This is a genomic window from Brevibacillus sp. AG (genome assembly GCF_028369215.1).
Classification (GTDB): domain Bacteria; phylum Bacillota; class Bacilli; order Brevibacillales; family Brevibacillaceae; genus Brevibacillus; species Brevibacillus porteri.
Window position 1 is genome coordinate 1,076,125 of the sequence record NZ_JAQMYO010000001.1, and the last position, 26,487, is coordinate 1,102,611.

The window sequence follows — 26,487 nt, forward strand, 5'->3', positions numbered from 1 at the left end:
AAACAGAAAAGACACGTTGCAACAAATCTTTTTGTCATAGCTGGTTACAATAGGAATAGGTTAAGCCTTTACAAAAGGTGGTGCATAGTTGTGACCAGACGATTTCTTCCTTTTATCGCTGCTCTTTTGTCTCTGATGCTGCTCTCCTTACCAGCTTTTGCGCAAGACGAAGCAAGCTGGGACAAGCAATTCCAAGCACAAATTCGAGAATGGATGGATGCAATCGCAAGCCGAGACCCTCAATTCAAGCAATGGCAGGACGCAAAGACGGACGTGCAAACACTTGGTGCAGGGCAGCATCAATGGCTGGTAAGTATAAAAAAAGCGGACAAGCAAGTAGGGTATTTGGTGATTGGAGAAGCACCTGATTCTACTTCCCATGAGAAATTTGTTCTGCTGGAATACGGTGTCGGGGAGTACATCTTGTTCGATGACGCTTTTGCTCCGAAAGAAATCGCGGCAGAGCCAGTTTATGACGGGTTTGCTTCCTACTGGCTGATCACCCAGAAGTCAGATACACAAATGGTCAATGCAAAAACGGGAGAAATGTATCCCACTTCCTTTCAAATTAGTGAGCGCGCTGTCGATGCTTTTGCAGGCGAGAAGCTCATACAAAATGGACAACGCCTGACTCAAATGAGAATTTTAAACGCAGCCGAGGCTGATCCTTTTGATCATATCGGGTGGGTCAGCCAAATGAGTACAACGGACACAGACGTGTCCTGGAATCAATTGTGGCAGCAAGATTATACCTCGCCGGTAACATTAGCCGTCCCGATTCATCAGTCACAGGTTTTGGCACCCTTTGTCGTGGGGTCCCTGCATTTATGGAACGACCAAAATGCTTATGTCGGCGTATGGGATGAGGGCCTGCGCTTTGTCCCGTATTCGTATGCCCATCGCGTCGGACGATTTTTTGTAAACGAAACAAGCTCTCCTGCCGAATAACCGGTTGGAGAGCTTGTTTTTTACGTTTTCTATTCACCGATGTTCTGTAGGAGAGAGACGTTCATGAACGGCATGAAAAATTTCATTGACCGTCATTCCCTCTGCATTAATGATGGGAGCACCTGTAATCGTTTTGTTTTCATCACCCAGTACGTTGATATCCTGTCCTGTAATGACAATCGCATCTACCACCTGCTGCCAGTTGCCCAAATCAACAACATCGTAACCATTTTGACGCAGCATCTTGCACAGTTCAGACAGGGAATTTTCTACCGCTACTCTCGCCATATGCACCCTCCGTCTTCGTTCATGATAGGTTTGCGAATTTTATTTGCGCCACAACAGTCGAATGGACATGGGAATGGCACCAAACCAGCGTGACGACCAAGACTCGCGTGGAGTCTTACGCAAACGGCGTTCATCTTTCGGGGTATCCATGTACTGAACAAACAGTTTCGTCAGGTACTTTAAATATTCCTGAAAGGACATCGCACTTGACCTCCTTCTTACTCACGGATTCACACCATGGCGCAAGCGCTGTCCCCTCTATTGTTCCCCGTCCTGCGTTCTTTCAACCACTTGGCTCGTAATTTCCATCACAATATCGGAAAGGCTCTTTCCTGTCGTATCCACCTGAATCGGGGCGAAATCGTATACACCAGCGCGCTCCGCCATTAAGGTTTTTACCCTTGTCGCTACGCCTCCTGCCAACAAGGGCCTGCCTGTATCATTTTCCAAACGCTTGATGAGCTCTTCTTCCGTGGCATACAGCGTGATTACGATGCCGTGCTCCATCATCATCTCTACGTTTTGCTTCCGTAATACAGCTCCTCCCCCAGTTGTTAGTACCTGATGCCCTGCTGCCAGTAATTGTGCAAGACGTTTCGTCTCGACGTCTCGGAAATACGCTTCGCCCTGATCAGTGAAGATTTCTGGAATGCTGCGACCTTCACTTTCCACAATCGCATCATCCAAGTCCGTATGCTTCATTCCCAAAGAGGCAGCGAGTGCGGCGCCAACCGTGGTTTTTCCTGTTCCCATAAATCCGACTAACACCAGGTTTTTCATTTTGTTTCTGCCGCCTTTCCAATCGTTCGGTATGTATTGATCTTCACCGTTTTTTGTTGTTGATTGTACGATGTCTCATACCCTAATGCTTTTTCAAAAAATGACAGTGGAACCATCGTACGTTCTTTGATTTCGATTAACGGGCTGCCTAAATCTATTCGCTTCCCATCTACGACAGCAAAGCGCTCCCGTTCCTTTATAAATACTTCGCGTCCATTTCCTTTTACGCGGATCATTTGTTTCTTGTCGTCCCAGCTAATGGCTAATCCCATTTTCTCACCGAGCTCACGCAGTGGAATATACACCGTATTTTGGGTGACCCGAGCCGGAATCGATGGATAAAAACTCATGTTATTGATGATCGTGGTGATATAGGGCTCCAATTGCACGGCACCAAAGCCATTCTTATTTGCACTATTGGTATACAGGGTGAAATATTTCGCTTCCCCTTGCAAGGTTTGCCCAAGCGCCTGATCGAGATGCTCTGCACCAATGACACTGCCATGATAATTTTGCTGGACGCGCTGCAAGAATCGCTTATAGGCATCGTCACCGATTTTGCGGCGCAGGTTATCGAACAAGAGTGCTCCCCGGGAATACCAGGTCAGCTTAAACTCTTCTTCGGTGGCAAACTTCTGCAACGGCTTGTCCAGCTTTCCATTTGGATAGCGCTCTTGCAAACGTTTGACATCCCGGTTGTACTCATCTAACAGAGTCGTAGCTGATTGGGCACCATAACGCTTCTGCAAGTAATGAGACACACCGAGCTCCACCAGCCCCTCATCAAGCCACCCATGCGAGGACTCCAATGTAGCCACACTGTTGTACCACCAAAGATGCCCCACCTCATGCGGCAGCCAATGATCGATCAGATTGTTGTGATGCATGTCTCTTTTGAATACGGCGAGATTCGCGTATTCCATGGCGTACGTCGTTCCTGTACTCGTTTCCGCAATCGCCACGTGCGGATACGGCAACGGACCGTACATGTCGATGAAAGTAGGAAATACCGATTGGGCAATGCCCTTGATTCTTTCTATGTTCCCTTTATCAACGGAAGCAATGTCAACCGTTAAATTCGGAGCAAATTGAATCGTTTCAATGTGATAAAGCGGACTTCCCACCAGTCCAAAGTTCAACAGATTTTTTGCTTGATAATGGACTTGTTGCTTACTGCCACCGATTGACTTCGTTTGTCCTCTACCCCATGAACTGACCCATTTGTAGCCTTGTGGAGAGGTAAATGACACATCGTAATCTCCATAGTGGTAAACGAATGGATCACCAAAATCAACGCGTTGCGGCGGGTTATACCAAACACCTTTTTGATTTTGGGCCCCCAGCATCGGGTACCATGTCGTTAACGTCCATATATCGTCTTTGACCCCAAATCGTGTCCCCCTACGTGGAACCGGGTTCTCGAATTCAATGGTTAAAGCGCCACGAAGCTCTTTACCTAGAGGATTTGCCAGCTTCACCAGCGATTGGCCACGTTCAAAAGAAAGCGGCTTGTCCTTGTAGCGAATCGACTTCACCGTCATTTTGTTCCAAAGGTAGTCGTAAATATACAGCCGTACATCTGGAGTTTTCGGGTTGTCGAACTCCAAGGTCATATTCCCGGTTATTTTTGCTTCGGACGTATGTAATTCAGCTTGAATCTTATAGACAGGGTTCAAATCCTTAACATAAGACGGCAGAGGCGGATCATAGGAAAATGGATCGACGAACTTTTGCTCCTCCTCAGGTGATTGATTCATGGCAATGATTTGAGAAATGGCTGGCCAATACGCGACGACCCCAACTGAGCCAAAAAAAATGAGGATCGTCACACATACTAGCAAGCTCGTTTTATGTAGTGATTTCATGACAGCCCCCAAATAATAAACCGCCCGGCGGCAGGCGCTAAATGTTTTTGTTTCATTGTAGCAAATATATGTCAAACTGAGTAGAAATTCAGGAGATTCTGTAGAGAATACGCCTTATTTGACAATGGTCTTTCCTGAGTGAAATAAAAAAGCCGCCACTCATTGTATCGTAATGATTGGCAGCTTTCTTTAGCGTTTACCAGGTTTCGTACATAATTTTTCCTGTCTGGCTAAGATCATAACCCCCGACCGCTTCCAATTCCTTCTGAAATGGACGTGAATCGAGAACATCAAGAACGGCCTGAATGAGCGGTTCATTGTCCTTATTTTTCAACAAGACAAGGTCATATCGCTCACGCACAGTTGGGACAAACTCCACTCCCACGAGTGAAGCTGCCTTTTCAATACCCACCCCTACGTCTGCCTCGCGCCGAGCTACTACCCCTGCGACTGCCAGGTGATTGGACTCTTCCCGTTCATAGCCAATCACGTCCTTCCCCGCTATTTTTGCCAGTCGAAACTGTTCTTCAATCAACGTGCGTGCACCAGACCCTTTTTCCCGATTGACCATTCGAATCCCCGGCTTCGTAAAATCGCTCCATGCTTTGATCTGTTTCGGATTACCTGCCTGAACGTAGAATCCGGCCCAACGTGACAACATATTGATGACAACAAAACGGTGCCCACACAAAATGCGACGAATATACGGGACATTGTATTCGTTGGTATCCCCATCGTACAAGTGTGTGCTGACGATATCAGCCTTACCTGTATACATCGCCACGAGGCTGTTCAGAGAGCCCACGTACGAGCGAAGCGGTCGGTATGCCTCATCCTTTTTCTCCAAATGCCCGGCTAGTAGGTCCAAGCTCACATCCTGTCCGCTAATAATAATATTGCGGCCTGTACCAGTCTGCTCATGTCGTGACGTCTGCTGAGCTTGTCCTGTCTGTGGGATGCTGACGGCTGAGGCTTGTCTGTATTCTCCCTTTGCCTTCGCCTTGTACGCTTCCAGATCGCTTTCGTCTACGCGCATTTGCCTCCCGACTCGATAAGCGGGCAGCTCTCCTTTTTTAATCAGATCGTAGACCGTCAGCTTAGAAATACGTAGAATTTTTGCTATCTCTTCGGTGGTATAAGAATTTTGTTGACTCATGTCCCGCCTCCGTTATCTCCTTTGCTCTATTTTCAAACAACTGTCGTAAAATCGCAATTGATTATTCATTACGAATCCATATAATCTAGTTATGTCCAGTTATAATTAATTATAACTAAATATAATTATGGAGGTCTTTTTTTATGAAGAAGCACTGGTTAGCCTTATTGACGGCATTTTGCTTGATGCTCACTGCTTGCTCGACAACACAAACAGCCCCACAAGCAAGTGAGCCAGCAAAAACCGAAGCAGCAAAGATAGAATTGATGATTTCTGCTGCTGCTAGCTTGACGGATGCCTTGAATGAGTTGAAAACGCAATATGAAACAGAACACCCGGGAACGACCCTCACCTTTAACTTCGGTGGCTCAGGAAAACTCGCCACACAAATTACCCAAGGCGCTCCGTCTGACGTATTTTTGTCGGCTAGTAAAAAAGACATGGACGGTCTAGAGGAACAGCAGCTGATCGCCAAAGACACTCGCCAAGACTTCACGAAAAACTCGCTTGTTCTCATCGCAGGTAACACAAGTGCTGTCGCAGTCTCTTCTTTTGAAGAGCTGAGCAACGCAACGATCAAGCACATTGCCGTCGGTGAGCCTGAGACAGTCCCTGCTGGACGATATGCGAAAGAAACATTGGATACGCTGAAAATGTGGGATTCTCTTTCGTCACAAATGGTATTTGGCAGCGATGTTCGCCAAGTTTTGACCTTCGTAGAATCCGGTAACGCAGAAGTCGGTATTGTCTATTCCAGTGATGCCGCCGCTTCGAAAAATGTAAAGGTATTGGCAACAGCCAAGCCTGAATGGCACAAACCGATCGTTTATCCAGGTGCGGTCGTCAGCGCATCGAAGAACCCAGATGCAGCAAAAGCTTTTCTTGCCTACTTGACAAGCGACAAAGGAAAAGCGATCTTACAGAAGTATGGGTTTCAATAAATAAACCAACCGAATCGAAATTGGAGGTGGCAAGCGTGATCGAAACGAATCTTACTCCTTTGATGCTTTCCCTTAAAGTAGCTGCGCTCTCCACCTCCTTTGTATTTGTCCTTGGGATGGTTTTTGCTAGGTGGATGACACAAAAGGATTTTTGGGGGAAGAATGTGCTGGAGTCCTTCTTTTTGCTTCCGCTTGTTCTCCCTCCCACTGTTGTTGGCTTCGGCTTGTTGATGCTTTTCGGAAAAAACGGCTTTCTCGGCCAGTTACTGCATGAATGGTTCAATATTACCGTCGTCTTTACGCTGACAGGAGCCGTCATTGCCTCGATTGTCGTTTCTTTTCCATTGATGTATCAGAGTGCAGTCGCTGCCTTTACAGGAGTAGATCAACGTTTGGAGAATGCAGCACGCACGATGGGCGCTTCTGAATGGCGATTATTCTGGACCGTTACCTTTCCGTTGGCTTGGCCTGGCCTGTTGGCTGGGTTTGTTCTTTCTTTTGCCCGTGGTTTAGGGGAGTTTGGTGCTACGCTGATGCTCGCAGGCTACATCCCTGGGAAAACCGATACGATTCCCGTCGCCATTTATTTTGCTGTAGAGGCTGGTCAAATGGATAAGGCATTGTTTTGGGTCATCATTATTGTTTCCTTAGGTATGGGTACGACTCTCTGGCTGAATTGGTGGAGTCGTCGAAACGTGCGCAGGTACGCCAATCAAAAGTAAGGCAGGTGAATGGTAAATGCTCTTTGTCAACATACAGAAGCGTTTGCCTGATTTTATTTTGGATGTGTCCTTTTCGGTGCAGAAGGAAATTGTCGTGCTGTTCGGACCATCCGGCTCTGGCAAAACAACGATATTGAACAGTATTGCAGGTCTGGTTCATCCCGATACCGGCGTGATCCAATTAAACGAGAACGTCTTTTATCGCGAAGGACAGAAGCCGCTTCCCGTACAAAAACGCAACATCGGGTATTTATTTCAAGATTATGCGCTGTTCCCTCACATGACAGTCGAGCAAAATGTTCGATACGGCTTGAAAAAAGAGCATGAGCTAAATTTGGCTCCATTGTTGTCCACAGTGGGAATCGATCATCTGCTGCAAAAATATCCTCACCAATTATCCGGAGGACAAAAACAACGGGTGGCACTCGTACGTGCACTTGCTACTGAACCAGACATTCTGCTCCTTGATGAGCCTTTATCTGCGCTGGATGCGGATACGCGTAAACAATGCCAGGATGAGTTGCTTCGCCTTCACGCTATGTGGAACATCCCGTTTCTACTGGTCACCCATGATCATGAAGAAGCCGAGAAGCTCGCAGATGTCATTTTCCTGATTGATAACGGCACAATCAAAGAACGGAAACATGAAAAAAGCCATTCAGCAACGTCCATTTCCCGATAATGGGATGGCATTGCTGGATGGCTTTTTACTATCGAGCTGTGATTGGTTCAATTTTCACATCGTTTTGCTTTGCCCACTTATGTACTTCGACAAGGAATTGCAGTACGTCATGGCTCTCGTGATGGACACAAAGGGTATCGGCCGCCAAGTCAATGTGCTCGCCATTGACCGTCATTACTCTTTGTTTTAAAACGAGCTGACGTGTCTGCTCCATGCGTTCTTCCTTGCTGATCAGCACGCTTCCTTCCAACTCACGCGGGGCCAATCGACCATTCGGCAAATAAGCCCGCTCTGCAAATACTTCCTCTGCCACTTGAAGGCCGTGTTCCAAGCCTGCCTCTACTAGCTTACTGCCAGACAACGCATAGAGGATCAATTCCTCATCAATATCCGCAATGGCTTGGACAACCGCTTCGGCGAGCTCTGGGCGTTCAGCTGCTTCGTTATACAACGCGCCATGCAATTTCACATGGTGCAGCTCCCCACCGAGTGCTTTTGTAGTCCCAGCCAAGGCTGCAATTTGATACAGCACCAGCTCATACACTTCATTGACAGACAAGTTCATCGAACGACGTCCGAAGCCTTGAATATCTGCATATCCGGGATGTGCCCCGATTTTCACATCATGCTTGAGTGCAGCTTCGATTGTTCTGCAAATAATATGCGGATCCCCTGCATGCAATCCGCAAGCAATATTAACGGAGGTGATCCATTTCATAATCCCCAAATCCTCAGATTGTCGACCTCTGCTGAAGCCCTCTGCCATATCGCAGTTAATATCCAGATGAATCATGTATGCTCACCTTTCTTTCGCTAATCTATCTCTTGAAAACGCATTCATTCGCGTGGCTTCTCGTTTTCTTCCACTTTAGCATACCATGTACGCCCGTTTAACAAAAGCGAAAAAGCTGCCGAAAATTGGCAGCTTATGAACAACTTATGTCGAACCAACGGTTGCTTGGCTGCTTTCTTCTGTCTGTAAGGTCTCTGCTAGTGCCATTACCTGGTTCTTCTCTTGTTTATAATCGTATTCCTTTGCCTTATCCGGTCTGGCATTGTTGTACTCTACCGGAATCTCATGGCGATGGGAGCGTTCAATTTTTGTTACGAAGTGCAGCTTTTCCATAATGCGAATCGTTTCATCCAACAAATTGGCATCCACATACATCGAAACGTAATTTAAGCGTTTGGAGATGTAATGAATGGTGCCAAATTTGCGTAAATTTTTGGCGGCACGCGTGTTTTTCACCCACACGGCGACCCCCAGACGTCGCTCTCTCATGTTTTGCCGTCGGTCTCCTTCCCAATCGTGGTATACTTACTGGTGAAAGCTTATTACAGAAAGGAATCGTGGTCCTATGCTGGCTACGTTTTATCATCAATTCGAGGAAGCGCTTCACCGCGAAAAAATCGTGACCCATAGCAGTTGGCGAACATATGCAGGCCAGCTCTTTTTCTATGTATGCAGTACGCTCCCTGCTCCTATGCTGACAAAGCAGCTCATGGAAACAGGAGAGCGCCTGACCACTGATACCAAATTAAAGCCAGAATGCATTTACGTGCGCTCTGATGACGCGCAGCATGTGTATCGCTTCCGCTTTCGCGTACCTGACGAAAAGCAGTTTTGCTGTGGCAATCTTTGTGAAGACTGTTTTCTGCTGCGCCAAAATGAATCGGGAACAGCGTGAATTACGATGGCTTTTTCACACTGCAGCCGCAGCTTCCACCTGTCCCGCAACCACTGCCCTGCGCCTCTAAAAATGGATTGTTACTCGGTACCTTTATCGTTTCCGAGACGGAATGAGCAATAGTTCTACTCACCTGATACAAGAGCTCATCCAGAGCATCCTCTGCTCGCTTGAATGCCTGTACGGAATCCCTCAGTTCAATGTTGCGCTTCAGTTCCCGTACTTCTTTGGATATATGATTGTAATCCGGGTGATACTTCCCGAACCGTTGCACATCTTCGTACTGTTCCTTCTTAGCCTCGAACACGACGAGCAGACGTTGCACTTCCTCATCTGCTTCCATTTGGCGTTTGGCCTCCAGATAATCTGAGACCTCGCGCGAGTGGTTAATCATCGTGGACAGCTCATGAGACTCCATGATCAACTGTGTCATATCCACAGCTTCCAATGTTTCCATAAAGCGAGACCTCCTTTCGCCGTAAAGTGAAAACTTTACGTCATTCCTGATTGTATCACGATGCACACCCTTAGTACAGATATTCGGGCACGACAATGCGCACTCGCTCAATGTTGTCGAGACGGTAGCACTGTTTGCCGCCCTGTCCGGCAATCGTAACCATCCAGTACCCCATTTCCAGGCGTACTTCTGTCGGCAGCCCTCGCAGCTTTTCTTTGCCGCTTTGCTGGATCTCGACTTCCAGCTTCAGTTCTATTGCGCGCTTAAACAAATCCCGCATGGACTGTGGATGATACGATTGGAAATGCTTCGTCCACATTTTTGGTAGTGCGGCGATTTGCTCATTTTGCTCAGGGAACGTGTTTTCAATAGCATAACCGTCCCAAGGCCGTTCAATGAGAAGCAAGCCTTTATTCCCCGCTTGACTATTTTGATGCGGCTGGAGCTCTTTGCTTGCGCTAGCAACATGTGACAGCACTTGTGGCTCATAACCGAAGTGACGTAGTAAACGGATTAGTTCTTTTTCCTGCGAGTGTGGAATCAAAAACGCATTCGGCGATATCACTTGGGTAAGAAATGGGTGAAAGTCAGGAATTTCGCGCCATTCCTCCAGAAATCCAGCATGTGCTGTCCGCACGAGGAAGTACGGCTCCATTTGAATCTGCCTTGCTGTTCTCGCCCATTGGCTCACAACCTCAATCAAGCTCTCGGGCAACGGATGAACACAGGAGGCGCGGAGCTTTTCGATGACTTGCTCCTCCGTCCCTCCTTGAGCCAAATACGATTGCAACAGCCTTGCTTGCAATTCTCCCCGAATCAATTGCCCATCAAATTGGAGCTGGCAAAATCGGCTGATCTCCCATACATCCAGCAATGGAACAAGTGGAGGGATGGTAATGGCACCTGTGGGGTCCACAAACCAGCCTTCCTCCGACGATAATCGCGGCAAGCTGCTCCAACGCCAAAAAATCCCTCGCTCCTCGTCCATCCCAAGCTGAATCCATCCCAGCCCTAACAGTACATGCATCCATTGCTCCACAATGAGCTCCTTTGCATTGTCGGGTAAAGGGAATCCTGCTTCGCTTAGCATGCGCAATTGCTCATGGATGGAACACCACTGCTCGACAGGAACCTGTCTCATCAATTGAATGAAAAATTCCCACCAGTCGCCATGCGGCAAAAATTGTTCCATGACGAGTTGGTACATCTCTTCCCAACGTACGAGCGGCAGTTGATGTAGCCATTGCTTCGTTCGATTGAGATCGAGTACGAGTTCTCGCTCTTCCCTATGCACCAAGCCCAGTCTGAGCGCAATATCAAGGACAACGGTCAAGGATAAGCCCTCTCTTTGTTCCTGATCGAGCGGTGGAATCACGATTCCTTTTACATGCTCGTCTGTAAACGAGAGCAGCGGCAGCATTTTTTGCGACATCCTGCGATGAATGCTTCCTTTTTGCGTAATGGGAATTTGGTTATCTCGAATAAACAACAAAAGCCCAAAAAGATCCAGCTGTATCCCTCTGCCTGCTGATATATAATAAGGGAGCGTTTTTGAAAGAGAAACAAAAGCCTGAGAGGCTTCCGGCAGCATTTGATTCGTCAACTGTTCTCGAACCTCTTGTGGCATCAAATAGCCGATCTCACTCCACATTTTCCGTACAGTCAAGATCAGTCCAAGCCGTCGCAATTTCGTCAAGCCGACTGACAGATGTCTGTGCTCTTTTGCCGTTTCGCGTTCCCAAGCTCGTTTGCTAAAAAAACCTCTCGTCGCTTTGGTTACGAAAAGCCAGATAACGGCTCGTTCCAGCTCATCTGCCTGTTCCCATACTTGCCCAATAAAAGCGGGGTCCAACAATCTCGCTGTTAATTCTTGCTCTTCGGCAATCTGATATCGTTTGGTCTGTTCATGTAGAATCGCTTGTCGCGTTGATTCGGACAGGTATTCCAGCGAATCCTTCACACGCACGCCTGTCACCTCAGTCTATATGATGTTCGATTCATTACTTTACCAATTGGAGGGATCTTGATGTTGCATGTATTTCCTAGTTTACTCTTAACAGCAACCTTGGCAGTAACGGGTACACAAGTCTTGTCACCTCAACATCCTACCGTATCTGAGCCTGTGGCGAAAGAGGCTGTACAAGCAGATGCTGCTTACGAGGCCGTTGCAGCTCCCTATCCGCCGGCTGTGCAGGAAGCTTTGACGAAAGTTCGAAAAAATGGCGGACACACTATTGTTCGTGCCAATGGAAAATCCTATGTAGTCGTGGGTGCAGGACAGCGCCCTACAGGAGGATATCGTTTAGTGGCGGACCAAGTCAAGCGGACTGGCCCTCATGCCTTTGCCGTACACGTGCGGGTACAAGCACCAGCTGCAGGTTCGATGAAAACACAAGTCATCAGCTATCCGACGTTGGTGATTGCCCTGCCAGACCAACAAGCAAAAGTCAGTGTGCATATGCGCTAGTCTATCCACGAAAAAAGCCGACAGTTCGAATGCCACAAGGCGTATCGAAGTCGGCTTTTTTCCTTTTCCCAACAGTTACCCTTGCTTATTTAGGGCTTTACCTCAATGGAAAAGCTCTCTGCAACACCATACGACTCGTGGTTATTATGGGCCAATTCTACCTTGACCTCATGCTTCCCAGCCGGGATATCCTTCATGACATAGTTAGGCTCAAATACTTTGGCGATCTTTTTACCGTCGAGGTACAGATGAACATGACCTTCCCCGTGCTTGTTTTCTTTCCCCATGTTTTCGAGGGAAAAAGAGAAGTTCGTAACGGCCAATTTGAGTTGCAAATCATCTTTCTCAAGGGTATGCGTCACAGCGAGTGTCGGCGCTGCATGATGAGCGTGCGACTCGTCTGCTACCACTTCGGTTTGCGCTTGTTGGTTCGCGTACACAAACCACTCCACACCAGCCGCAATGGCAATCAATAGAAACAAGCGGAAAAGAAATCGTTTGGTTTTCACCGGAGCTGCTCCCTTCCAAAATGAGTCTTACCCCAGTGTGCCCGACTCCTGATTGGTTCATTCATCCTTTTTTGCTGCAGGATCTAACCTGCTATCCATACATACTCAGCATTCTAATAGGTAAAAGTAACCACAAGATGCTTTGGGGAGGTCAGTGACTGCGTATGAATGCATGGAATGAAACTCTTTCTATTTTTGCTTTAGGAGGAGTATATGAAATCGGCAAAAACATGTACGGGATTCAATGCGGGGATGAAATCGTCCTCATTGATTGTGGCTCGAAGTTCCCGGATGAGAGTTATTTAGGAATTGATCTGATCATACCGGACATTAGTTATTTGCTGGAAAATCAAGAAAAAGTCCGAGCCTTGATTGTCACGCATGGTCATGAGGATCACATCGGAGGCATTCCCTATTTTTTAAAACAATTGAACGTCCCTGTTTACGGTACCCGCTTAACGTTAGGACTTATCGAATTGAAGCTGAAGGAGCATGATTTGCTTCATCAGTCCACCCTTATCTCCATCGATCGTCTCTCTACTATTTCATTAGGCTCGCTCACGATCAGCTTTTTTCAGACGAACCATAGCATTCCTGATTGCTTGGGTGTTGTATTTGAGACAAAAGCAGGCTCTATTGTGCATACGGGCGATTTTAAATTTGATTTAACGCCGGTGCATAAGCAATCCCCCGATTTGCACAGAATGGCCGAAATCGGTCAGAAAGGTGTATTAGCCTTGTTGTCGGAAAGTACCAATGCGGAGCGCCCAGGCTTCACTCCATCAGAAAAGAACGTGGGCGATCGTCTGTTAGAAGCATTCAGTAAGGCACGGCAGAAAATATTTGTCTCGACGTTCGCTTCCAATGTATACCGCCTGCAACAAGTCATTGATGCGGTAGAAGCGACGAATCGAAAGCTAGCTTTGCTGGGCCGAAGTATGGTCAATGTGGTCAAAATCGCATCGGAACAAGGCTATTTACATATACCAGAAGACATGTTGGTGGAAATAGAAGAAGTGAGCGAGCTCGATCCAGGCCGTGTCGCTGTCCTATGCACGGGAAGCCAAGGCGAACCGATGGCAGCCTTATCCCGATTGTCGACCTCCGGGTATCGGCACGTTAAAGTAGAACGCGGCGATACCATCATCCTCTCTTCTTCCCCCATTCCAGGAAACGAACGGAATGTAGCGCGCATCGTCGATAACTTGTTTATTATGGGCGCCAACGTAATTTATGGCTCTGGGACAGGCATGCATGTGTCCGGACATGGCTTCCAAGAAGAGTTGAAGCTCATGCTCACTCTCATGAAGCCAAAATACTTCATCCCCATTCATGGTGAGTATCGGATGCTCCATCAACATCGTCTGTTGGCTGAATCCGTCGGCGTTGATTTCGAGTCCATTTTCATTGTAAATAACGGAGATGTCGTGGATATTCAGGATGGTGTAGCTGTACAGGAAAGAAAAATCCCTGCCGGAAATACCTTGGTGGATGGTTTGGGAATCGGTGATGTAGGAAATGGGATATTACGGGATCGCAAGCATCTTTCGGAAGATGGCATTCTCGTGATCGTTGTGACGCGCAGTAAAACCGACGGCAAGATTTTGTCGGGTCCTGACCTTATTTCCCGCGGTTTCATCTATGCACCGGAATCAGAGGGTCTCTTGGAAGAAGCCACTCGCATTGCATCCGAGGTGATCACCAATCTGCAGGAAGCGAATGTGAGTCAGTGGAACCGCTTGAAGCAAGGAATGCGGGAATCGATTGGGAAATTCGTATATGCCAAAACAAAGCGCAGACCCATGATCCTGCCGATTATTATGGATGTGTGAGGGAAAAGCCTTCTTTCTGGAGGGCTTTTCTATCATGAGATTACAATCTTGGGGTGATTTGAAATGGTGAAAATGCTTCGATTTTTTACGTGCCTTCTTTCGATCTTTTTTATTTTCTTTGCTTCGGTTCAAGTGTTTACACGATCATCATATCAGTTCCAATCTGCCCCGATTCTGCCATAATCCTGTTGTTTGTCCATGAAAACTCGAATCATACGATGGAGTGGCTTCCTCGACTCTTCACTGCGTCTCTTTTCAGTCAATCTTCGGTAGGAATGACAGTCGTATGCTCATCTTCGCTCCCACTTTTGAGATTGCCCTATGGTATTATTGCCTAACATATATACGGTTGCGGGCTTTTCATTTCGAAGTAGACTATATAAAATTAGAAAAAACTAGACGATTAGGTGATACGAATGAAAACGCTCTTCCTTATGCTATCTTTCATTTTCGCAAGTCTTTCTTCTATCCAGCCTGACCAATCCACAAGTATCTTTGTTTCTGAAGGTGAGAGTATGGCCCCTACCTTGAACAGCAACGATCGATTTGTTGCTGATAAAACCTACTATGACTCCCATCCTATGCAACGTGGGGATATTGTTATTTTCCAAGCCGAGAAAGATCGACAATACGTGAAAAGGGTTATTGCGTTACCGGGAGAAACACTTGAATATAAAGATGATATTCTCTACATCAATAACAAAGCAGTCGACGAACCATACTTAGCTGCCGCTAAAAATGTAGCCAAAAAAGAAAATCTCTATCTGACTGAGGATTTTGGGCCTATAACTATCCCCCAAGATACAATATTCGTTATAGGTGATAATCGTTTGAATAGTTTAGATAGTAGAATGATCGGTCCGATTCATGTCAATCAAATAGTAGGCAAGATGCTTAACAAGTTACCCTCACATTAATTCGTTTTATTTTTCCACGCTCCGTTTAAAGAGCGTGGATTTTTAACTCCCGAAATATTTTTCTTTCACTCTCAAAATATCTTCTTCGAATCCCGCTCTTCCTTCAAAATCTCTACAGCCTCGCGAAAACGCATAGAGTGAACGATTTCCCGCTCCCGCAAAAACTTCAAGCTGTCCTGCAAATCAACATCATCGGTCATGTCAATCAGCCATTGATACGTCGCGCGGGCTTTTTCTTCGGCCGCGATATCCTCGTAAAGGTCCGCTATTGGATCGCCCTTGGCAGCAATATAGGCTGCCGTCCACGGCACACCGCTGGCATTGTTGTAAAAGAGCGCCCGATCATGATTGGCGTAATGGTCACCCAGTCCCGCTTCCTTCAACTCTTCGACAGTCGCGTCTTTGGTCAGCTTATACACCATCGTGGCAATCATTTCGAGATGCGCAAACTCTTCGGTAGCGATATCTGTTAATAATCCGACCACTTTATTTGGGATCGTATACCGTTGGTTCATATAGCGAAGAGCGGCTGCCAACTCTCCATCCGCCCCTCCGTATTGCTCAATCAAATACTTCGCCATTCTTACATCGCACTTACTGACACGAACCGGATACTGCAGTTTTTTTTCATAGATCCACATCGGTTTCGTTATCCCTCTCTTCTAAACTTGCCAAGGCCATGGATCATCATTCCACTGCCACGGATACCCTGAATAGCTGCGACCAAGATTTTGCAAAGGCCCGTACAATTTCTCATATTCGTTTGCCAAAACCCAGCGTTGCTCTGTTAAATCATTAAACTGCTGAAGCGCATTTTGATCGGTTGGATGCGTATCTAAATAAAGACTGAGCTCAACCAGTACAAAGTCGATCGCTTGCAGCTGTTCAAGCAATGCGTAATATTGTTCATCGCCAAATCTATTTTCAGCTGTCATGAGTGCCCCCTCCCCAAATGACTCAGTCTGGGATCATAGGGGCTAAAAAGTGCCGGCCATAACGTACCTAATCTCAACGCTTCCATCGGGCTGTACTGTGGCAAGTTCTCCGGCTGAAACGTCATGAACAGCTGAGGGGGTACCTGGTACGTCTTCACCCGAATCGGCTGACAAGGATCATAGGGACCCACGTACGGATAATAGTCGCGTGTTTGCGAATGCAATGTCAAAATCCTCCTCCAGCTTGCAATGTCTGTTCCTTCATGACTACACTATGCAGCCCACCCAGTAGGCGTGATTGATCCCCCAAAACGACGAAACCGCTCTCCTCCATATAAGGAAAGCGGTTTACATCTACGATTCCACCTGTCCCAGTCCACCTAGCCATGCCACCGTCCAGATTCACAACATCTTTGTAGCCATTTTCTAGCAGGAGGTTTCCGCTCTCCACTCCCATCCTTCCGGTATGGCAGACGAAGACGACTTTTTTGTCTGTGGGGATACTGGTAAACTTCTCATTGATTTCTGCAAAAGGAATATTGATGGCATTGGGGACTCTTCCCTCTTCAAATAATTCGGGCTCGCGCAGATCCACAATCACCATCTCTTGTTCATCCGTCATCCATTGCGACAACTGTCCTGAATCAATGACTTGCAAAGATGGTTTGGTATTCCCAAATACGAGGGCTATAGTAGCGAGAACCACCAACAGAGCGCTCACTATCCATCTCTTTTTCATCCTATCCACCTCTTCGATTTCTATCTTGTCTTTCACCCTTACCAAAATGCCATAAAGTCCGAAATACCGAGCAGGACAAACACGATTCCAGCCAATTTTTGCGTGACCGTACCCCATTTCCTCGTTTTGTTCATGAGAGAAGGGCTATCACTTGCGACGGCAAGCAGCAGTAATACGATGAGCAATGGAAGCGCCGTGCCAAGTGCAAATACAGTGGGAATGATCGGGCCGAACGAGCTCGTGAACATCAAAGGCATCGTCAGTCCAAAATAGAGCCAAAACATCGTCGGACAAAACCCGAGAGAAAAGGCAACGCCAAGCCAAAAGGATTGTGTCTTTCCCTCAAATCGCTCCGAAAAACGCTTGATTTTTTCCTCAAATGATTGCGTATGTAGAAATGGCAGTCGAATCCATCCGATTAAGAACAATCCAATCAAAATAAACAACGGAGCCAGTAACTTTCTCGCCCACTGAAACAAAGGAATCGCTTGTGTAGAGAGTTGTTCACCGAACGCAAATACGATTGCTCCCAAAGTGGAATACACGACTGCTTTGCCAAGGATGAACATCCAGACATGACTACGAAAGCCACCTCTGACGACGACATTCTTCCCGAACACAGTAAAAGCAGCCACATTCCCCGATAACTGGCACGGTGCAAATGCGCCAACGATCCCGAGCAACAACGCTCCAATCAACGGTGCTTGTTCGCCCATTCCGTAATACAAATCGGAAAAGGGCTTGCTCATCCATGCTCCATATTGATACAAGTACGAATACCAATCCATGCTTCTCCTCCGAGTGGGTCTTCCTTTTCGTTTATTTTACAGAAAAGTTGTGAGGAAACGATGAAGAAAAAAAGAAAGGCATGATTCGCCTCTCCTTTGCTTCATCCAGTCACTTGCAAGCGTCCTATCATGCCGCTTTCTTTGTGTCCAGGGATCGTACAATAAAATTCATAGGTTCCTTCCTCCAATGCCTTCCACACGGTTTCAACAGACTCTCCTGGTTTGGCGTGCAAATGAACCACACCTTCAGCCATTGCTCCATGATGATGTTCGCTGCTTGATTCTGAAATCGTAACGATTTTTCCATGAGACACAACCTCGATATCGTGCTCTACATTGCCATCATTTTGAAAGACGACTTTGATCTCCGTATCTTTTTTCACGGTAAATTGGTTCGGTTTATACGAAAAGTCGACGGCTGTGAGGGTGATTTCTGTCGCGCGATCGCCTGCATAAAGAGCCGGGGATGGAAACGGTAATGATTGAAACCAGAAGAAGACGGCAAGCAGCAACACAGCTGGAGTGCTTGGATGATGAAAAAAGGAGGACCACTTCGTTTCTTTTTTATTGAAATCAATCAGCTTGGCTACGAGCAGCATACATACCGTATAGAGCATGACGAAAACAAACAGAAGAGGCTCTACTTTTTCACTGGGAACCATCTCTCCTAGCATGGCGCCCATCATCCCGCCCATGACACCCGATAAAATTCCTTCTACAATACTCAGGATCGACAAAGGAACTCCTAGCAGAAAACCAGACAGTCCACCAGCCAGCATTCCCCACATGGTGGATACATAAAGGTCTCCCCTGTAAACATCGCCGAGGATCAACCCACCGATCAACCCAATCATCATACTGACAGACATCGTGCTCATCATGCCTTGCATATGATCGATTCCCTGCTTTCGTCGCCATATAAACCATGTAAAGCAAACGTAAGCGAAACCGACATAGATCAGGACCTGATACACCGCGTTCAAGATACCACCCCCGAGTATATTCTCCACATTGTAAAGTATGTCCTACGTCAACAAAATAGGACAAAACGAACAAGAAAACCCTCTGACTACTGTCGAGAGGGCTCACACCTTTTCTAGTTCGCATACCGATTGGCAGCCTTTGCGCTCTCAAATTCCCCCTGATGATGGATACATGAAACATAGTGGTCGGATGAGATTCGCTCTAGCATAGGTTTCATATTCCGGCAGTGGTCAACCTGATGGGGGCAGCGGGCAAGAAAAGGACATCCTCGTTGGATTCCTTCATTCTGTACTTCCCCATCTAAAATCAGCTCTTGCCTGTGTTTGAGAAAATGATTGAGATCAGATACCACGGCTACGAGTGCGCGTGTGTAAGGGTGAGAGGGATGATACAGAACCTCATGGGTCGGTCCGATCTCGACGATATTCCCTTGATACATGACAGCTATCCGATCACACATGTATGCAGCCGTCGACAGGTCATGGGTAATAAACAACATCGTCAGACCCATTTCTTCTTTCAATGATTTTAATAGCTGCAAAACGCCCATTCTGACCGACACATCCAACATGGAGGTCGGCTCATCAGCCGCAACGAACTTTGGTTTTAAAATGAGCGCTCGAGCGATTGCAATTCTTTGCCGCTGTCCCCCGCTTAGCTGATGCGGATATCGCTGCAGAAAGCTTTCGGCAGGTCTTAGCTCGATATGGTTGAGAATTTGAAGCACTTGGTCCCTCTTCTTTTCAAAGGTACTCGCTATTTGATGGGCATGGAGCGGCTCCATTAAGATTTCAAGAATCGTCATTCCCGGATTCAATGAATCGTACGGGTCCTGAAAAATCATTTGCATCTCTTGCCGAATTCCCCTCACTGCCCGGTCTCCTAATCGGCACAAGTCTTGCCCATTAAAAAGAATTTGACCGGATGATTCTTTTGTAAGCCGCATAATCATTCGAGCAGTCGTTGTTTTCCCGCAACCGCTCTCCCCAATGATCCCGAGAATCTCCCCCTTTTTGATAGAGAAATTCACATTGTTTACGGCATAGACCGTCGTCTTTTTGCTGCGAAAAAACGCTCCCTGCTTCTTTTCAAAGCGTTTGACCAAATTTTGCACCCTCACCAAATCATTATTGGATTGCGACTTTTGCGGATCGGTCATGTCTTACCCTCCTACAAAACAGGATACAAAATGCCCTTCATGCACTTCTCTTAATGGTGGAGACTCTACCATGCATTTGTCTTGCACATGCTGGCATCTCGTATGAAATCTGCACCCTATTGGCGGGTTTATGAGTAGCGGCACTGTCCCCGGAATCGAACGACATTCTTTCTCGGGGTCATTTATATCGGGAGTGGCAGCGAGCAAACCTTGTGAGTACGGGTGCCTTGGGTTCGTAATCAATTGTTCCGTTGTCCCACATTCCACAATCTTGCCCGCATACATAATGGCAATCCTTTCACAAATAGCTGTCACCATCGGCAGGTCGTGAGAGATAAGGATAATGGATAAGTCCATAGATCGTTGCAGATCTTTCAATATCGCGATGACTTGCGCTTGGGTCAACACATCCAGTCCGGTCGTCGATTCATCTGAGATGACGACCTGCGGATTACAGGCTAGCGCCATCGCTATGGCTACACGCTGTTTCATTCCTCCGCTGAATTCATGTGGGTACGACTTGCGCCTCTGCTTCGGAATCCCGACCCTTTCCAATAGCTGTTCTGTTCGTCGGATCGCTTCACCCATCGTTATTTTTTCATGTAACAAAATCGCTTCCACGATTTGATCCCCAACCGTAAATACAGGATTCAAGGCATTCATCGCGCTTTGGGGAATAACAGAAATCGATTTCCAGCGGAGCTTTTCGATCTGCTCTGCTGGCGCCTGCAACAAGTCGACTCCACCCAGCATGGCCTTCCCGCTTATGACCTTCCCCGGGTATTCGAGCAAGCGCAGAATGGACTGAATCACGGTGGACTTCCCGCAGCCAGACTCTCCAATCAGTCCGAGCATTTCCCCCTTTTCTAGGTGAAAGCTGACATTCTCAACCGCTTCTACTACACCATTTGCCGTAAAAAAGTGTGTGTGCAAATTTTCGACGACGAGAACTTTATTCATGGCTATTCACCCTTTCCGCAGCCGGGGATTAAAGATTTGTTCCAGCGAGTAGCCAGCAAAAGCAAACCCGATGACCAACGCTGTAATTAACACACCCGGCGGCAAGATCCACCATAGCCATGCATCTGTCAGGAAAGCACTTCGCGCCTGTGCATAATACAGGGTCGTCCCCCAGCTTTTATTCAAAGGGTCGCCCAGCCCTAGAAAACTGAGGGAAGCCTCCAACAAGATGGCATTGCTTGCCGCCATGATGAATTGCGATAAGGCGATCGGTACGACTCCCGGCAAAATATGACGGAACATCACGGTAGGAACGCTGCTGCCAATTGATCGCGCGGCCTCCACGAACCCTTTCGTTTTTATCGTAAGGACCTGTGAGCGAACCACCCTAGCAGGAGATGCCCAGGTCAATACGGTAATGACGAAAATGAGATTCCAAAAGCTCGGACCGATAAACGCGGCGAGCAAAATCATCAATGGCAAAAAAGGCACAACGAGTACCAAATCTACCAGTCTCATGAAAGCAGAATCGATTTTCCCCCCGAAGTAACCAGCAACGATCCCCACAAGAGAACCAAGCAAAATAGAAAACAACGCAGCTAAAATACCGATCGTCAACGAAATGCGCGAGCCGTATAGGAGCTCGCTAAAGATGTCTTGTCCAACGTCATTGGTTCCGAGCACATAATCTCCGCCTGGCGGAAGAAATGGCGCAGCTACACGTTCGTCTGGGTCAAAAGGTGCTAGGAGTGGTGCCGCTAGCGCAACAATGACAAACAAAAGAAGAATGATGGTACCAATCGCCCCAAGTCGGCTAGACTGAAAAATGGTCCAGTACTGCAGCCATTTGCCTTTATCCATTGTTCCTTCCCACCTTTGGATCGAGAATCGGGTATAAGATGTCCGCTAGGAAGTTGGCGATGACTACGCTCAGCGTAATGATAAGAAATGCAGCCTGTATCACCGGATAGTCCCTGCTTAAGACGGCCTCAAACATCAGCCTGCCGATGCCTGGGTAAGCAAAAACGGTTTCAATCACCGTTGCTCCGCCAAAAATATTACCGAGACTGAGCATGAATACCGTAGCTACCGGGAGTAACGCATTCCGCATGGCATGACGGTATTTGATCATTTTTTCTTTAACGCCTTTGGCTCTGGCCATCATAATGTAGTCCTCGCCCAGCACGTTCAGCATCGAATAGCGCATCGTCATATAGGTTGTCGTAACGGTGATCAATACGAGTGTCACTAGCGGTAAAACGAGATGATGGGCAATGTCGGTAACTCGATCTAAGCCAGTCAAATTGCTCCATGCCGTCTGTGCCCCAAAGATAGGAAGCAGACCCCATTGTGCGGCGAAAATCGCTACCAGAATCATGCCCAGCCAGAAGGACGGCATCGCGCTTAAAAACATGAAAATCGTCAAGAGACTAACATCGCTTCTTTTTCCCCACTTCCAAGCAGATATCGTCCCAAAAATGACGCCTAACAAGGTAGAAATCGCTAAATTCAATCCAGTTAACAGTAGCGTCCACGGCAACCGCTCCGAAATCAACTGCGTTATTGGCATCTTTTGTTGGTAGGAATAGCCGAAATCCATCGTCGCTATATTCCCCAAATAGATGAAGTATTGCTCCAAAAGTGATTGATTTAATCCGTGTGCCTCTAATATGGCCTCCTTCTCTTCCGTCGTCATGAGCATGATGTCTTCTCCAGCTATATACGCGAGGGGACTCCCTGGCATCAAACGAGGGAGGAGGAAGTTCAATGTCAGCATAATAAAAATAACGAAAATATATTGAGTGACCTTGCCTGTTAGAAATCGGGTCATGAGTACACCTCTTCTTTCGATAATCAACAGGAACAAATGGTTCCCCCGCAATAACCTGGTGGAGCATGATTGCAGGGGAAGCTGTCAACATGCTTACCGTTCGTTGTTCGTTTTTCTTCTACTGAGCAAGTACAATCCACCCGCTACGACGACGATCATGATGAGAATGGTCACGATCGAGGTCGTGCCTTTTCCTGTATTCGCATTCGCCTGTTCTTGCGTGCTTGCAGGTGTTGCTGCTGGCTGTTCCGTTGTCACAGCGGCTTTTTCGCCATTGGAAACAAAGGAGAGCTTGTTGATGATGCCTTTCCCATCCTGGAATACCCACCCATCGTATTTAGCGGGATTGTACGCACTAATTTCCTCTGCATAGTACAAGGGGACGATCGGATAATCTTTGGCTACCTGCTCTTGCATCTGATTGATAATCTGTTGGCGTTTTTCCGGTTCCAATGTCTCATCGAGCTGCTCAGCCAGCTTGTCAAACGCTGCACTTTTGAATCCGCCAATATTGGTTCCCCCTTTGCCAGCTAGATCGGAGTGGAACAAATCAATCAATCTGGCAGGGAACAGCTGCATCGTAGTCGACCAGCCAAACATCGTCATGTCATAATTCCGGCCTTTGGTGACATCATATTCGGGCCAGACAAGACTAATCACGGTATCGGGGTCCATCGGTCGAACTTTCATATCAATCCCGATGGTTTTCATCCATCCCGCAATGATTTCGGCAGAGCGTATGCTAGAAGGATTGTTTGATTGGACCAGATTGACGAGTTCGAGCTTGTTGCCATCTGGCGCCTCTCGTAGGCCGTCATTGTCCGTATCTTTATACCCTGCTTGTTCAAGAATGGATTTGGCTTGTTCGACATCGGTCTTATGTACGACTGCCTTGTTGTAAGAAGAAGTAGCTGGATGAATAAAGCCGGGACTTCCTTTTGTGCCAAAACCGAGCAATACCGTATCTACCAAGTATTGCGGATCGATAGCAAGACTTATCGCTTGACGAAATTTTTGATCGGACATCGGGAACTTTTCAGCGTTGAATTGGAGAAACGTTGTAGCAAAACCGGGGCCTCTTTCCACTTTAATAGACGGATTGCTTTCAAACTCTTTGACGAGTTCCGGCTGGACTCTGCGACTGATGACATCCAGCTGCCCTGCCTTTAATGCTGTAAACATGGCGTTAGCTTCTGCGATGATGGGGATGACTAACGTATCGATTTCCGGTTTTCCTTTAAAGTACTGCGGGTTCGCTTTCAGCTTATAAAATTGATCCTTTTTGTAATCCTCTAAAATGAAAGGACCGCTCCCCAAGGAATTGTTAAAGTTATCAGGATCAGTCACAGAGCTCCAAATATGTTTCGGAAGAATCGGCAAATCAGCGAGAGGTTGAATGAAGAAATCTGGTTCAGGCCTCTCAAGCTCCATGATCACAGTGGTTGGGTCGGGTGTTTGAATGGTTTTCACGAGTGCAGCTGGGGTTGTAAAGCGGGATTTTTTATATTTCAACAGGTATTCGTAGGTGAATTTCACATCCTCTGAGGTCAAAGGCTTTCCATCCTGCCACAAGATTTGGTCATGCAAGTTCATTTTGTATTGCTTGCCGTCTTCGGATACCGTGAATTCTTTAACCAGCCAAGGAATCGGTTTGTTGCCTTTATCGAGGATAAATAGCGGGTCGTAGAGAAGATTGACCAGCTCGAGTCCAGGAAAACCGGTATTGTATGTGTACAGATTCAAGGAGCGTTCATCCTGTGTGATCCCAAGCTTCACCTCCCTGTGATTCTCGGCACCAGCCGGAACAACGAACAATGTGGAAAACAGAGCGATGAGCAGCCATATGATCCCGATTCGATTATGCTTCATCCGACATCTCTCTCCTAGTAGTTAATCAGTTCTTTCAAATGGAAGTTCCCATCACGTTTATATGCTTCTGCTAATGCAAAATGACCATGCGTTGCCAAACCGTGATACACATGAATGGCTTGATCGAGTACCTTGTGCACGGCTCTTCCCTTTTCGTAGTCAGAGGGTAACGCGGTAAACCCAGGGACGATAGCCTCCATTGCCTTCGCATCGACTGCTTCTTCAAAATGTCGGCCACTGAACTCCATCTGACTGTGCAAGACATCCATCGCTCGATTTTTTTGTTCCCACACCAACGAAATATCAACGACACAGTTGGGATGATGCGGAGTCATGTAATAGATCGTCGGGATCGGGTGAGCTTCCAAGCCAGGCAGTTCATCTAAAGCAAACTCCCGGCTGGCCAATGCGATACTTTCCAAAATCAAAATCATGGCTTGTCTACGGTCTGGGTCTAAGTCGTGAAAGGAATGCTCCGGGTCCTGCGTAATGATAATATCTGGCTTCACTTCTCGGATAATCCGTACGAGCTTTTTCTTGGACTCCGGACTGACATCTACATAACCGGATTGAAAACCGGGAAAATACATCTGAACCCCCAATACCGCTGCCGCCTCTGTAACCTGCGGGCGTGATTTTTCGCTAGACAGCATGATCGAGGCGTACGATTCCCCTCCATTGTTCACGTTAATGGCAAGAGCACCGCCACACTCCACCACTTCCATGCCGTACACACCTAACAGCAACATTTTCTTGCCCATTTTTTCATCTCCCTTATCATCCTGTTTGATTGATATTTTCTGTATTATGAAAATATTCTGACTTTAAAATACTATACCCCACTAACCTATATTTCGCAATAATAAAAAAGCTTCATTTCTGAAGCTTTTTATTTCATCAGCTTATTCATCGTGGTTAACAGCTCGTCAATGACTGCGCTGTCCCCTTCTTGGATGCGTTCAATCACACAGGATTTCATATGCCCTTCCAAAAGGATACGTCCCACTGAATTTAAGGCAGATTGTACCGCAGCAATTTGATTCAAGACATCATCACAGTAAGCATCCTTCTCCACCATGCCTTTAATCCCGCGAATCTGTCCCTCAATCCGATTGAGTCGCGCCTGCAAGTTTTGCTTGGTTTTTTCTGAATGATGACTGTTTCGATCAGATGTATGACAAGACTGTACAACGTTCAATTCTGCACTTGACAATGAGATTCCTCCTCTAATCATCCTAGCAAACATACGCTTCGATTATAATCTAAATTTTCAAAACGTAGCAAGTTCCATGTTCACATATCCATCAGGAAGACAGTCCCAATTCTTTTCGGACATTTTCCAATCCATATCGCTCAACAAACTTGAAAAACTTCTCTCTCTTTTTCCCTTGCGTCTGATACAAGGTAATCATGCTTTGAACGATGGAGGATAATTGTTCTTCCTTTACCTGCTCGACCAGGAGCTCGGCTGTTTTGGCCTCCATTGTTTTCGATTGACCTCCGACGTAGATTTCAAAGGTTTCTTTTCGCTTGACGATCCCAATATCTTTTACCAACGGCTCTCCACAGGCATTCGGGCAACCCGTATAACCGACTCTCATCGTAAAAGGAACGGCCATCCCTGCAATCGTATCATTCAAATTTCTCGCTGCCTCTAGCCCTTCAATCTCTGCTCCTTTGCAAAAAGAACAGACAGACAAATTCTTCACAACAGAGCCCGTTTCGTACACGCATAAGCCTTTTTCACGCAGCGCTTTTTTGGCATCGTCAGCCTTCTCTTCATTCATCTCGACAATAAGCTGCTGAAAGATTGAAAGTTCAATTTGTGCATCCTCGCCAACGATTTGACCGATCGCCACCATATCTGTTGGTGTAAACACAGAACCGCCGACACGAATTTCTGGACTTACGGCAAACTGTACACGCTTCAAAAGGCATTCCTCCTACACTATTTGAATTTGTAACATTCA

32 protein-coding genes are annotated in these 26,487 nt (G+C 46.9%); 8 read left to right on the forward strand and 24 right to left on the reverse strand.

Annotated elements, in window-relative coordinates:
- Positions 1-90: 90 nt before the first annotated feature.
- Positions 91-948, forward strand: a complete 858-nt coding sequence (locus tag POF51_RS04895; RefSeq protein WP_069844599.1) for a hypothetical protein — start codon at positions 91-93, stop codon at positions 946-948.
- A gap of 33 nt (positions 949-981) precedes the next feature.
- Here the strand turns inward: POF51_RS04895 and POF51_RS04900 are convergent, their stop codons facing one another.
- From POF51_RS04900 to POF51_RS04920, 5 genes are all read right to left on the reverse strand, one after another.
- Positions 982-1,236: a YkuS family protein gene (locus POF51_RS04900; protein ID WP_017247966.1), complete on the reverse strand. Its 255-nt coding sequence runs from the start codon at positions 1,234-1,236 to the stop codon at positions 982-984.
- Between the two features lie 39 nt (positions 1,237-1,275).
- On the reverse strand, positions 1,276-1,437 hold the full coding sequence (locus POF51_RS04905) for a YqzE family protein (RefSeq protein ID WP_007725773.1): 162 nt from the start codon (positions 1,435-1,437) through the stop codon (positions 1,276-1,278).
- A gap of 57 nt (positions 1,438-1,494) precedes the next feature.
- Complete coding sequence (locus POF51_RS04910; protein WP_069844598.1) at positions 1,495-2,016, reverse strand: shikimate kinase; 522 nt, start codon at positions 2,014-2,016, stop codon at positions 1,495-1,497.
- Positions 2,013-3,881, reverse strand: coding sequence for a stalk domain-containing protein (locus POF51_RS04915; protein ID WP_069844597.1), 1,869 nt, complete (start codon positions 3,879-3,881; stop codon positions 2,013-2,015). The genes POF51_RS04910 and POF51_RS04915 overlap by 4 nt, the downstream gene beginning before the upstream one ends.
- 196 nt (positions 3,882-4,077) lie before the next feature.
- Positions 4,078-5,037, reverse strand: a complete 960-nt coding sequence (locus POF51_RS04920) for a helix-turn-helix transcriptional regulator (protein WP_069844596.1) — start codon at positions 5,035-5,037, stop codon at positions 4,078-4,080.
- A gap of 143 nt (positions 5,038-5,180) precedes the next feature.
- On the opposite strand from POF51_RS04920, the gene modA reads away from it, so the two are divergent.
- The 3 genes from modA to POF51_RS04935 are packed head-to-tail and all read left to right on the forward strand — an operon-like array spanning position 5,181 to position 7,382.
- A complete protein-coding gene (gene modA, locus POF51_RS04925; protein WP_069844595.1) occupies positions 5,181-5,978 on the forward strand; it encodes a molybdate ABC transporter substrate-binding protein in 798 nt (265 codons plus the stop codon).
- A 35-nt stretch (positions 5,979-6,013) separates the two neighbouring features.
- Positions 6,014-6,700 (forward strand): molybdate ABC transporter permease subunit, encoded by a 687-nt coding sequence (modB, locus tag POF51_RS04930; RefSeq protein ID WP_017247962.1) that lies wholly within the window; start codon positions 6,014-6,016, stop codon positions 6,698-6,700.
- A gap of 16 nt (positions 6,701-6,716) precedes the next feature.
- Complete coding sequence (locus POF51_RS04935; protein WP_271754125.1) at positions 6,717-7,382, forward strand: ABC transporter ATP-binding protein; 666 nt, start codon at positions 6,717-6,719, stop codon at positions 7,380-7,382.
- Between the two features lie 28 nt (positions 7,383-7,410).
- Here the strand turns inward: POF51_RS04935 and POF51_RS04940 are convergent, their stop codons facing one another.
- Complete coding sequence (locus POF51_RS04940; protein ID WP_017247960.1) at positions 7,411-8,175, reverse strand: LamB/YcsF family protein; 765 nt, start codon at positions 8,173-8,175, stop codon at positions 7,411-7,413.
- 144 nt (positions 8,176-8,319) lie between these two features.
- On the reverse strand, positions 8,320-8,664 hold the full coding sequence (locus POF51_RS04945) for a YlbG family protein (protein WP_007725782.1): 345 nt from the start codon (positions 8,662-8,664) through the stop codon (positions 8,320-8,322).
- 76 nt (positions 8,665-8,740) lie between these two features.
- Between POF51_RS04945 and POF51_RS04950 the strand changes: the two genes are divergently transcribed.
- The gene (locus POF51_RS04950; RefSeq protein ID WP_069844593.1) at positions 8,741-9,070 is read left to right on the forward strand and encodes a hypothetical protein; all 330 of its coding nucleotides are present in this window, start codon (positions 8,741-8,743) and stop codon (positions 9,068-9,070) included.
- Between the two features lies 1 nt (position 9,071).
- On the opposite strand, the gene POF51_RS04955 is transcribed toward POF51_RS04950, so the two are convergent.
- Positions 9,072-9,527: a YlbF family regulator gene (locus POF51_RS04955; RefSeq protein ID WP_017247958.1), complete on the reverse strand. Its 456-nt coding sequence runs from the start codon at positions 9,525-9,527 to the stop codon at positions 9,072-9,074.
- A 70-nt stretch (positions 9,528-9,597) separates the two neighbouring features.
- Positions 9,598-11,493, reverse strand: coding sequence for a hypothetical protein (locus POF51_RS04960; protein WP_069844592.1), 1,896 nt, complete (start codon positions 11,491-11,493; stop codon positions 9,598-9,600).
- Between the two features lie 60 nt (positions 11,494-11,553).
- Between POF51_RS04960 and POF51_RS04965 the strand changes: the two genes are divergently transcribed.
- Positions 11,554-11,994: a protease complex subunit PrcB family protein gene (locus POF51_RS04965; protein ID WP_069844591.1), complete on the forward strand. Its 441-nt coding sequence runs from the start codon at positions 11,554-11,556 to the stop codon at positions 11,992-11,994.
- Positions 11,995-12,083: 89 nt separating this feature from the next.
- On the opposite strand, the gene POF51_RS04970 is transcribed toward POF51_RS04965, so the two are convergent.
- Positions 12,084-12,503 (reverse strand): hypothetical protein, encoded by a 420-nt coding sequence (locus tag POF51_RS04970; protein WP_069844590.1) that lies wholly within the window; start codon positions 12,501-12,503, stop codon positions 12,084-12,086.
- A gap of 164 nt (positions 12,504-12,667) precedes the next feature.
- On the opposite strand from POF51_RS04970, the gene POF51_RS04975 reads away from it, so the two are divergent.
- Together POF51_RS04975 and lepB are read left to right on the forward strand one after the other, a co-directional pair.
- A complete protein-coding gene (locus tag POF51_RS04975; protein WP_069844589.1) occupies positions 12,668-14,335 on the forward strand; it encodes a ribonuclease J in 1,668 nt (555 codons plus the stop codon).
- A gap of 416 nt (positions 14,336-14,751) precedes the next feature.
- Positions 14,752-15,252, forward strand: a complete 501-nt coding sequence (lepB, locus tag POF51_RS04980) for a signal peptidase I (protein WP_271754134.1) — start codon at positions 14,752-14,754, stop codon at positions 15,250-15,252.
- A 71-nt stretch (positions 15,253-15,323) separates the two neighbouring features.
- Here the strand turns inward: lepB and POF51_RS04985 are convergent, their stop codons facing one another.
- The 14 genes from POF51_RS04985 to POF51_RS05050 form a co-directional block, all read right to left on the reverse strand.
- Positions 15,324-15,893: a manganese catalase family protein gene (locus POF51_RS04985; RefSeq protein WP_069844588.1), complete on the reverse strand. Its 570-nt coding sequence runs from the start codon at positions 15,891-15,893 to the stop codon at positions 15,324-15,326.
- Between the two features lie 21 nt (positions 15,894-15,914).
- Positions 15,915-16,187: a spore coat protein CotJB gene (locus tag POF51_RS04990; protein ID WP_007725800.1), complete on the reverse strand. Its 273-nt coding sequence runs from the start codon at positions 16,185-16,187 to the stop codon at positions 15,915-15,917.
- Positions 16,184-16,411, reverse strand: coding sequence for a spore coat associated protein CotJA (locus tag POF51_RS04995; protein ID WP_271754138.1), 228 nt, complete (start codon positions 16,409-16,411; stop codon positions 16,184-16,186). Before POF51_RS04995 ends, POF51_RS04990 begins: the two co-directional genes overlap by 4 nt.
- Before the next feature lie 2 nt (positions 16,412-16,413).
- A complete protein-coding gene (locus POF51_RS05000; RefSeq protein WP_244521658.1) occupies positions 16,414-16,926 on the reverse strand; it encodes a rhodanese-like domain-containing protein in 513 nt (170 codons plus the stop codon).
- Between the two features lie 38 nt (positions 16,927-16,964).
- Positions 16,965-17,714, reverse strand: a complete 750-nt coding sequence (locus tag POF51_RS05005) for a cytochrome c biogenesis CcdA family protein (RefSeq protein ID WP_069844586.1) — start codon at positions 17,712-17,714, stop codon at positions 16,965-16,967.
- 101 nt (positions 17,715-17,815) lie between these two features.
- Positions 17,816-18,688: a cupredoxin domain-containing protein gene (locus tag POF51_RS05010; RefSeq protein ID WP_069845446.1), complete on the reverse strand. Its 873-nt coding sequence runs from the start codon at positions 18,686-18,688 to the stop codon at positions 17,816-17,818.
- A 122-nt stretch (positions 18,689-18,810) separates the two neighbouring features.
- Positions 18,811-19,857: an ABC transporter ATP-binding protein gene (locus POF51_RS05015; RefSeq protein ID WP_069844585.1), complete on the reverse strand. Its 1,047-nt coding sequence runs from the start codon at positions 19,855-19,857 to the stop codon at positions 18,811-18,813.
- Positions 19,858-19,860: 3 nt separating this feature from the next.
- Positions 19,861-20,817 carry an ABC transporter ATP-binding protein gene (locus tag POF51_RS05020; protein ID WP_069844584.1) on the reverse strand — a complete coding sequence of 319 codons (957 nt, stop codon included), beginning with the start codon at positions 20,815-20,817 and terminating at the stop codon, positions 19,861-19,863.
- Positions 20,818-20,823: 6 nt separating this feature from the next.
- Complete coding sequence (locus POF51_RS05025; protein ID WP_069844583.1) at positions 20,824-21,678, reverse strand: ABC transporter permease; 855 nt, start codon at positions 21,676-21,678, stop codon at positions 20,824-20,826.
- Positions 21,671-22,648 (reverse strand): ABC transporter permease, encoded by a 978-nt coding sequence (locus POF51_RS05030; RefSeq protein WP_069844582.1) that lies wholly within the window; start codon positions 22,646-22,648, stop codon positions 21,671-21,673. The genes POF51_RS05025 and POF51_RS05030 overlap by 8 nt, the downstream gene beginning before the upstream one ends.
- Before the next feature lie 93 nt (positions 22,649-22,741).
- Positions 22,742-24,517, reverse strand: coding sequence for an ABC transporter substrate-binding protein (locus POF51_RS05035; protein WP_069844581.1), 1,776 nt, complete (start codon positions 24,515-24,517; stop codon positions 22,742-22,744).
- Between the two features lie 14 nt (positions 24,518-24,531).
- A complete protein-coding gene (locus tag POF51_RS05040) occupies positions 24,532-25,278 on the reverse strand; it encodes a PIG-L deacetylase family protein (RefSeq protein ID WP_069844580.1) in 747 nt (248 codons plus the stop codon).
- A gap of 128 nt (positions 25,279-25,406) precedes the next feature.
- Positions 25,407-25,730, reverse strand: a complete 324-nt coding sequence (locus POF51_RS05045; protein WP_016739861.1) for a metal-sensitive transcriptional regulator — start codon at positions 25,728-25,730, stop codon at positions 25,407-25,409.
- 91 nt (positions 25,731-25,821) lie between these two features.
- Positions 25,822-26,448: a nitrite and sulphite reductase 4Fe-4S domain protein gene (locus POF51_RS05050; protein ID WP_017247942.1), complete on the reverse strand. Its 627-nt coding sequence runs from the start codon at positions 26,446-26,448 to the stop codon at positions 25,822-25,824.
- Positions 26,449-26,487 lie beyond the last annotated feature (39 nt).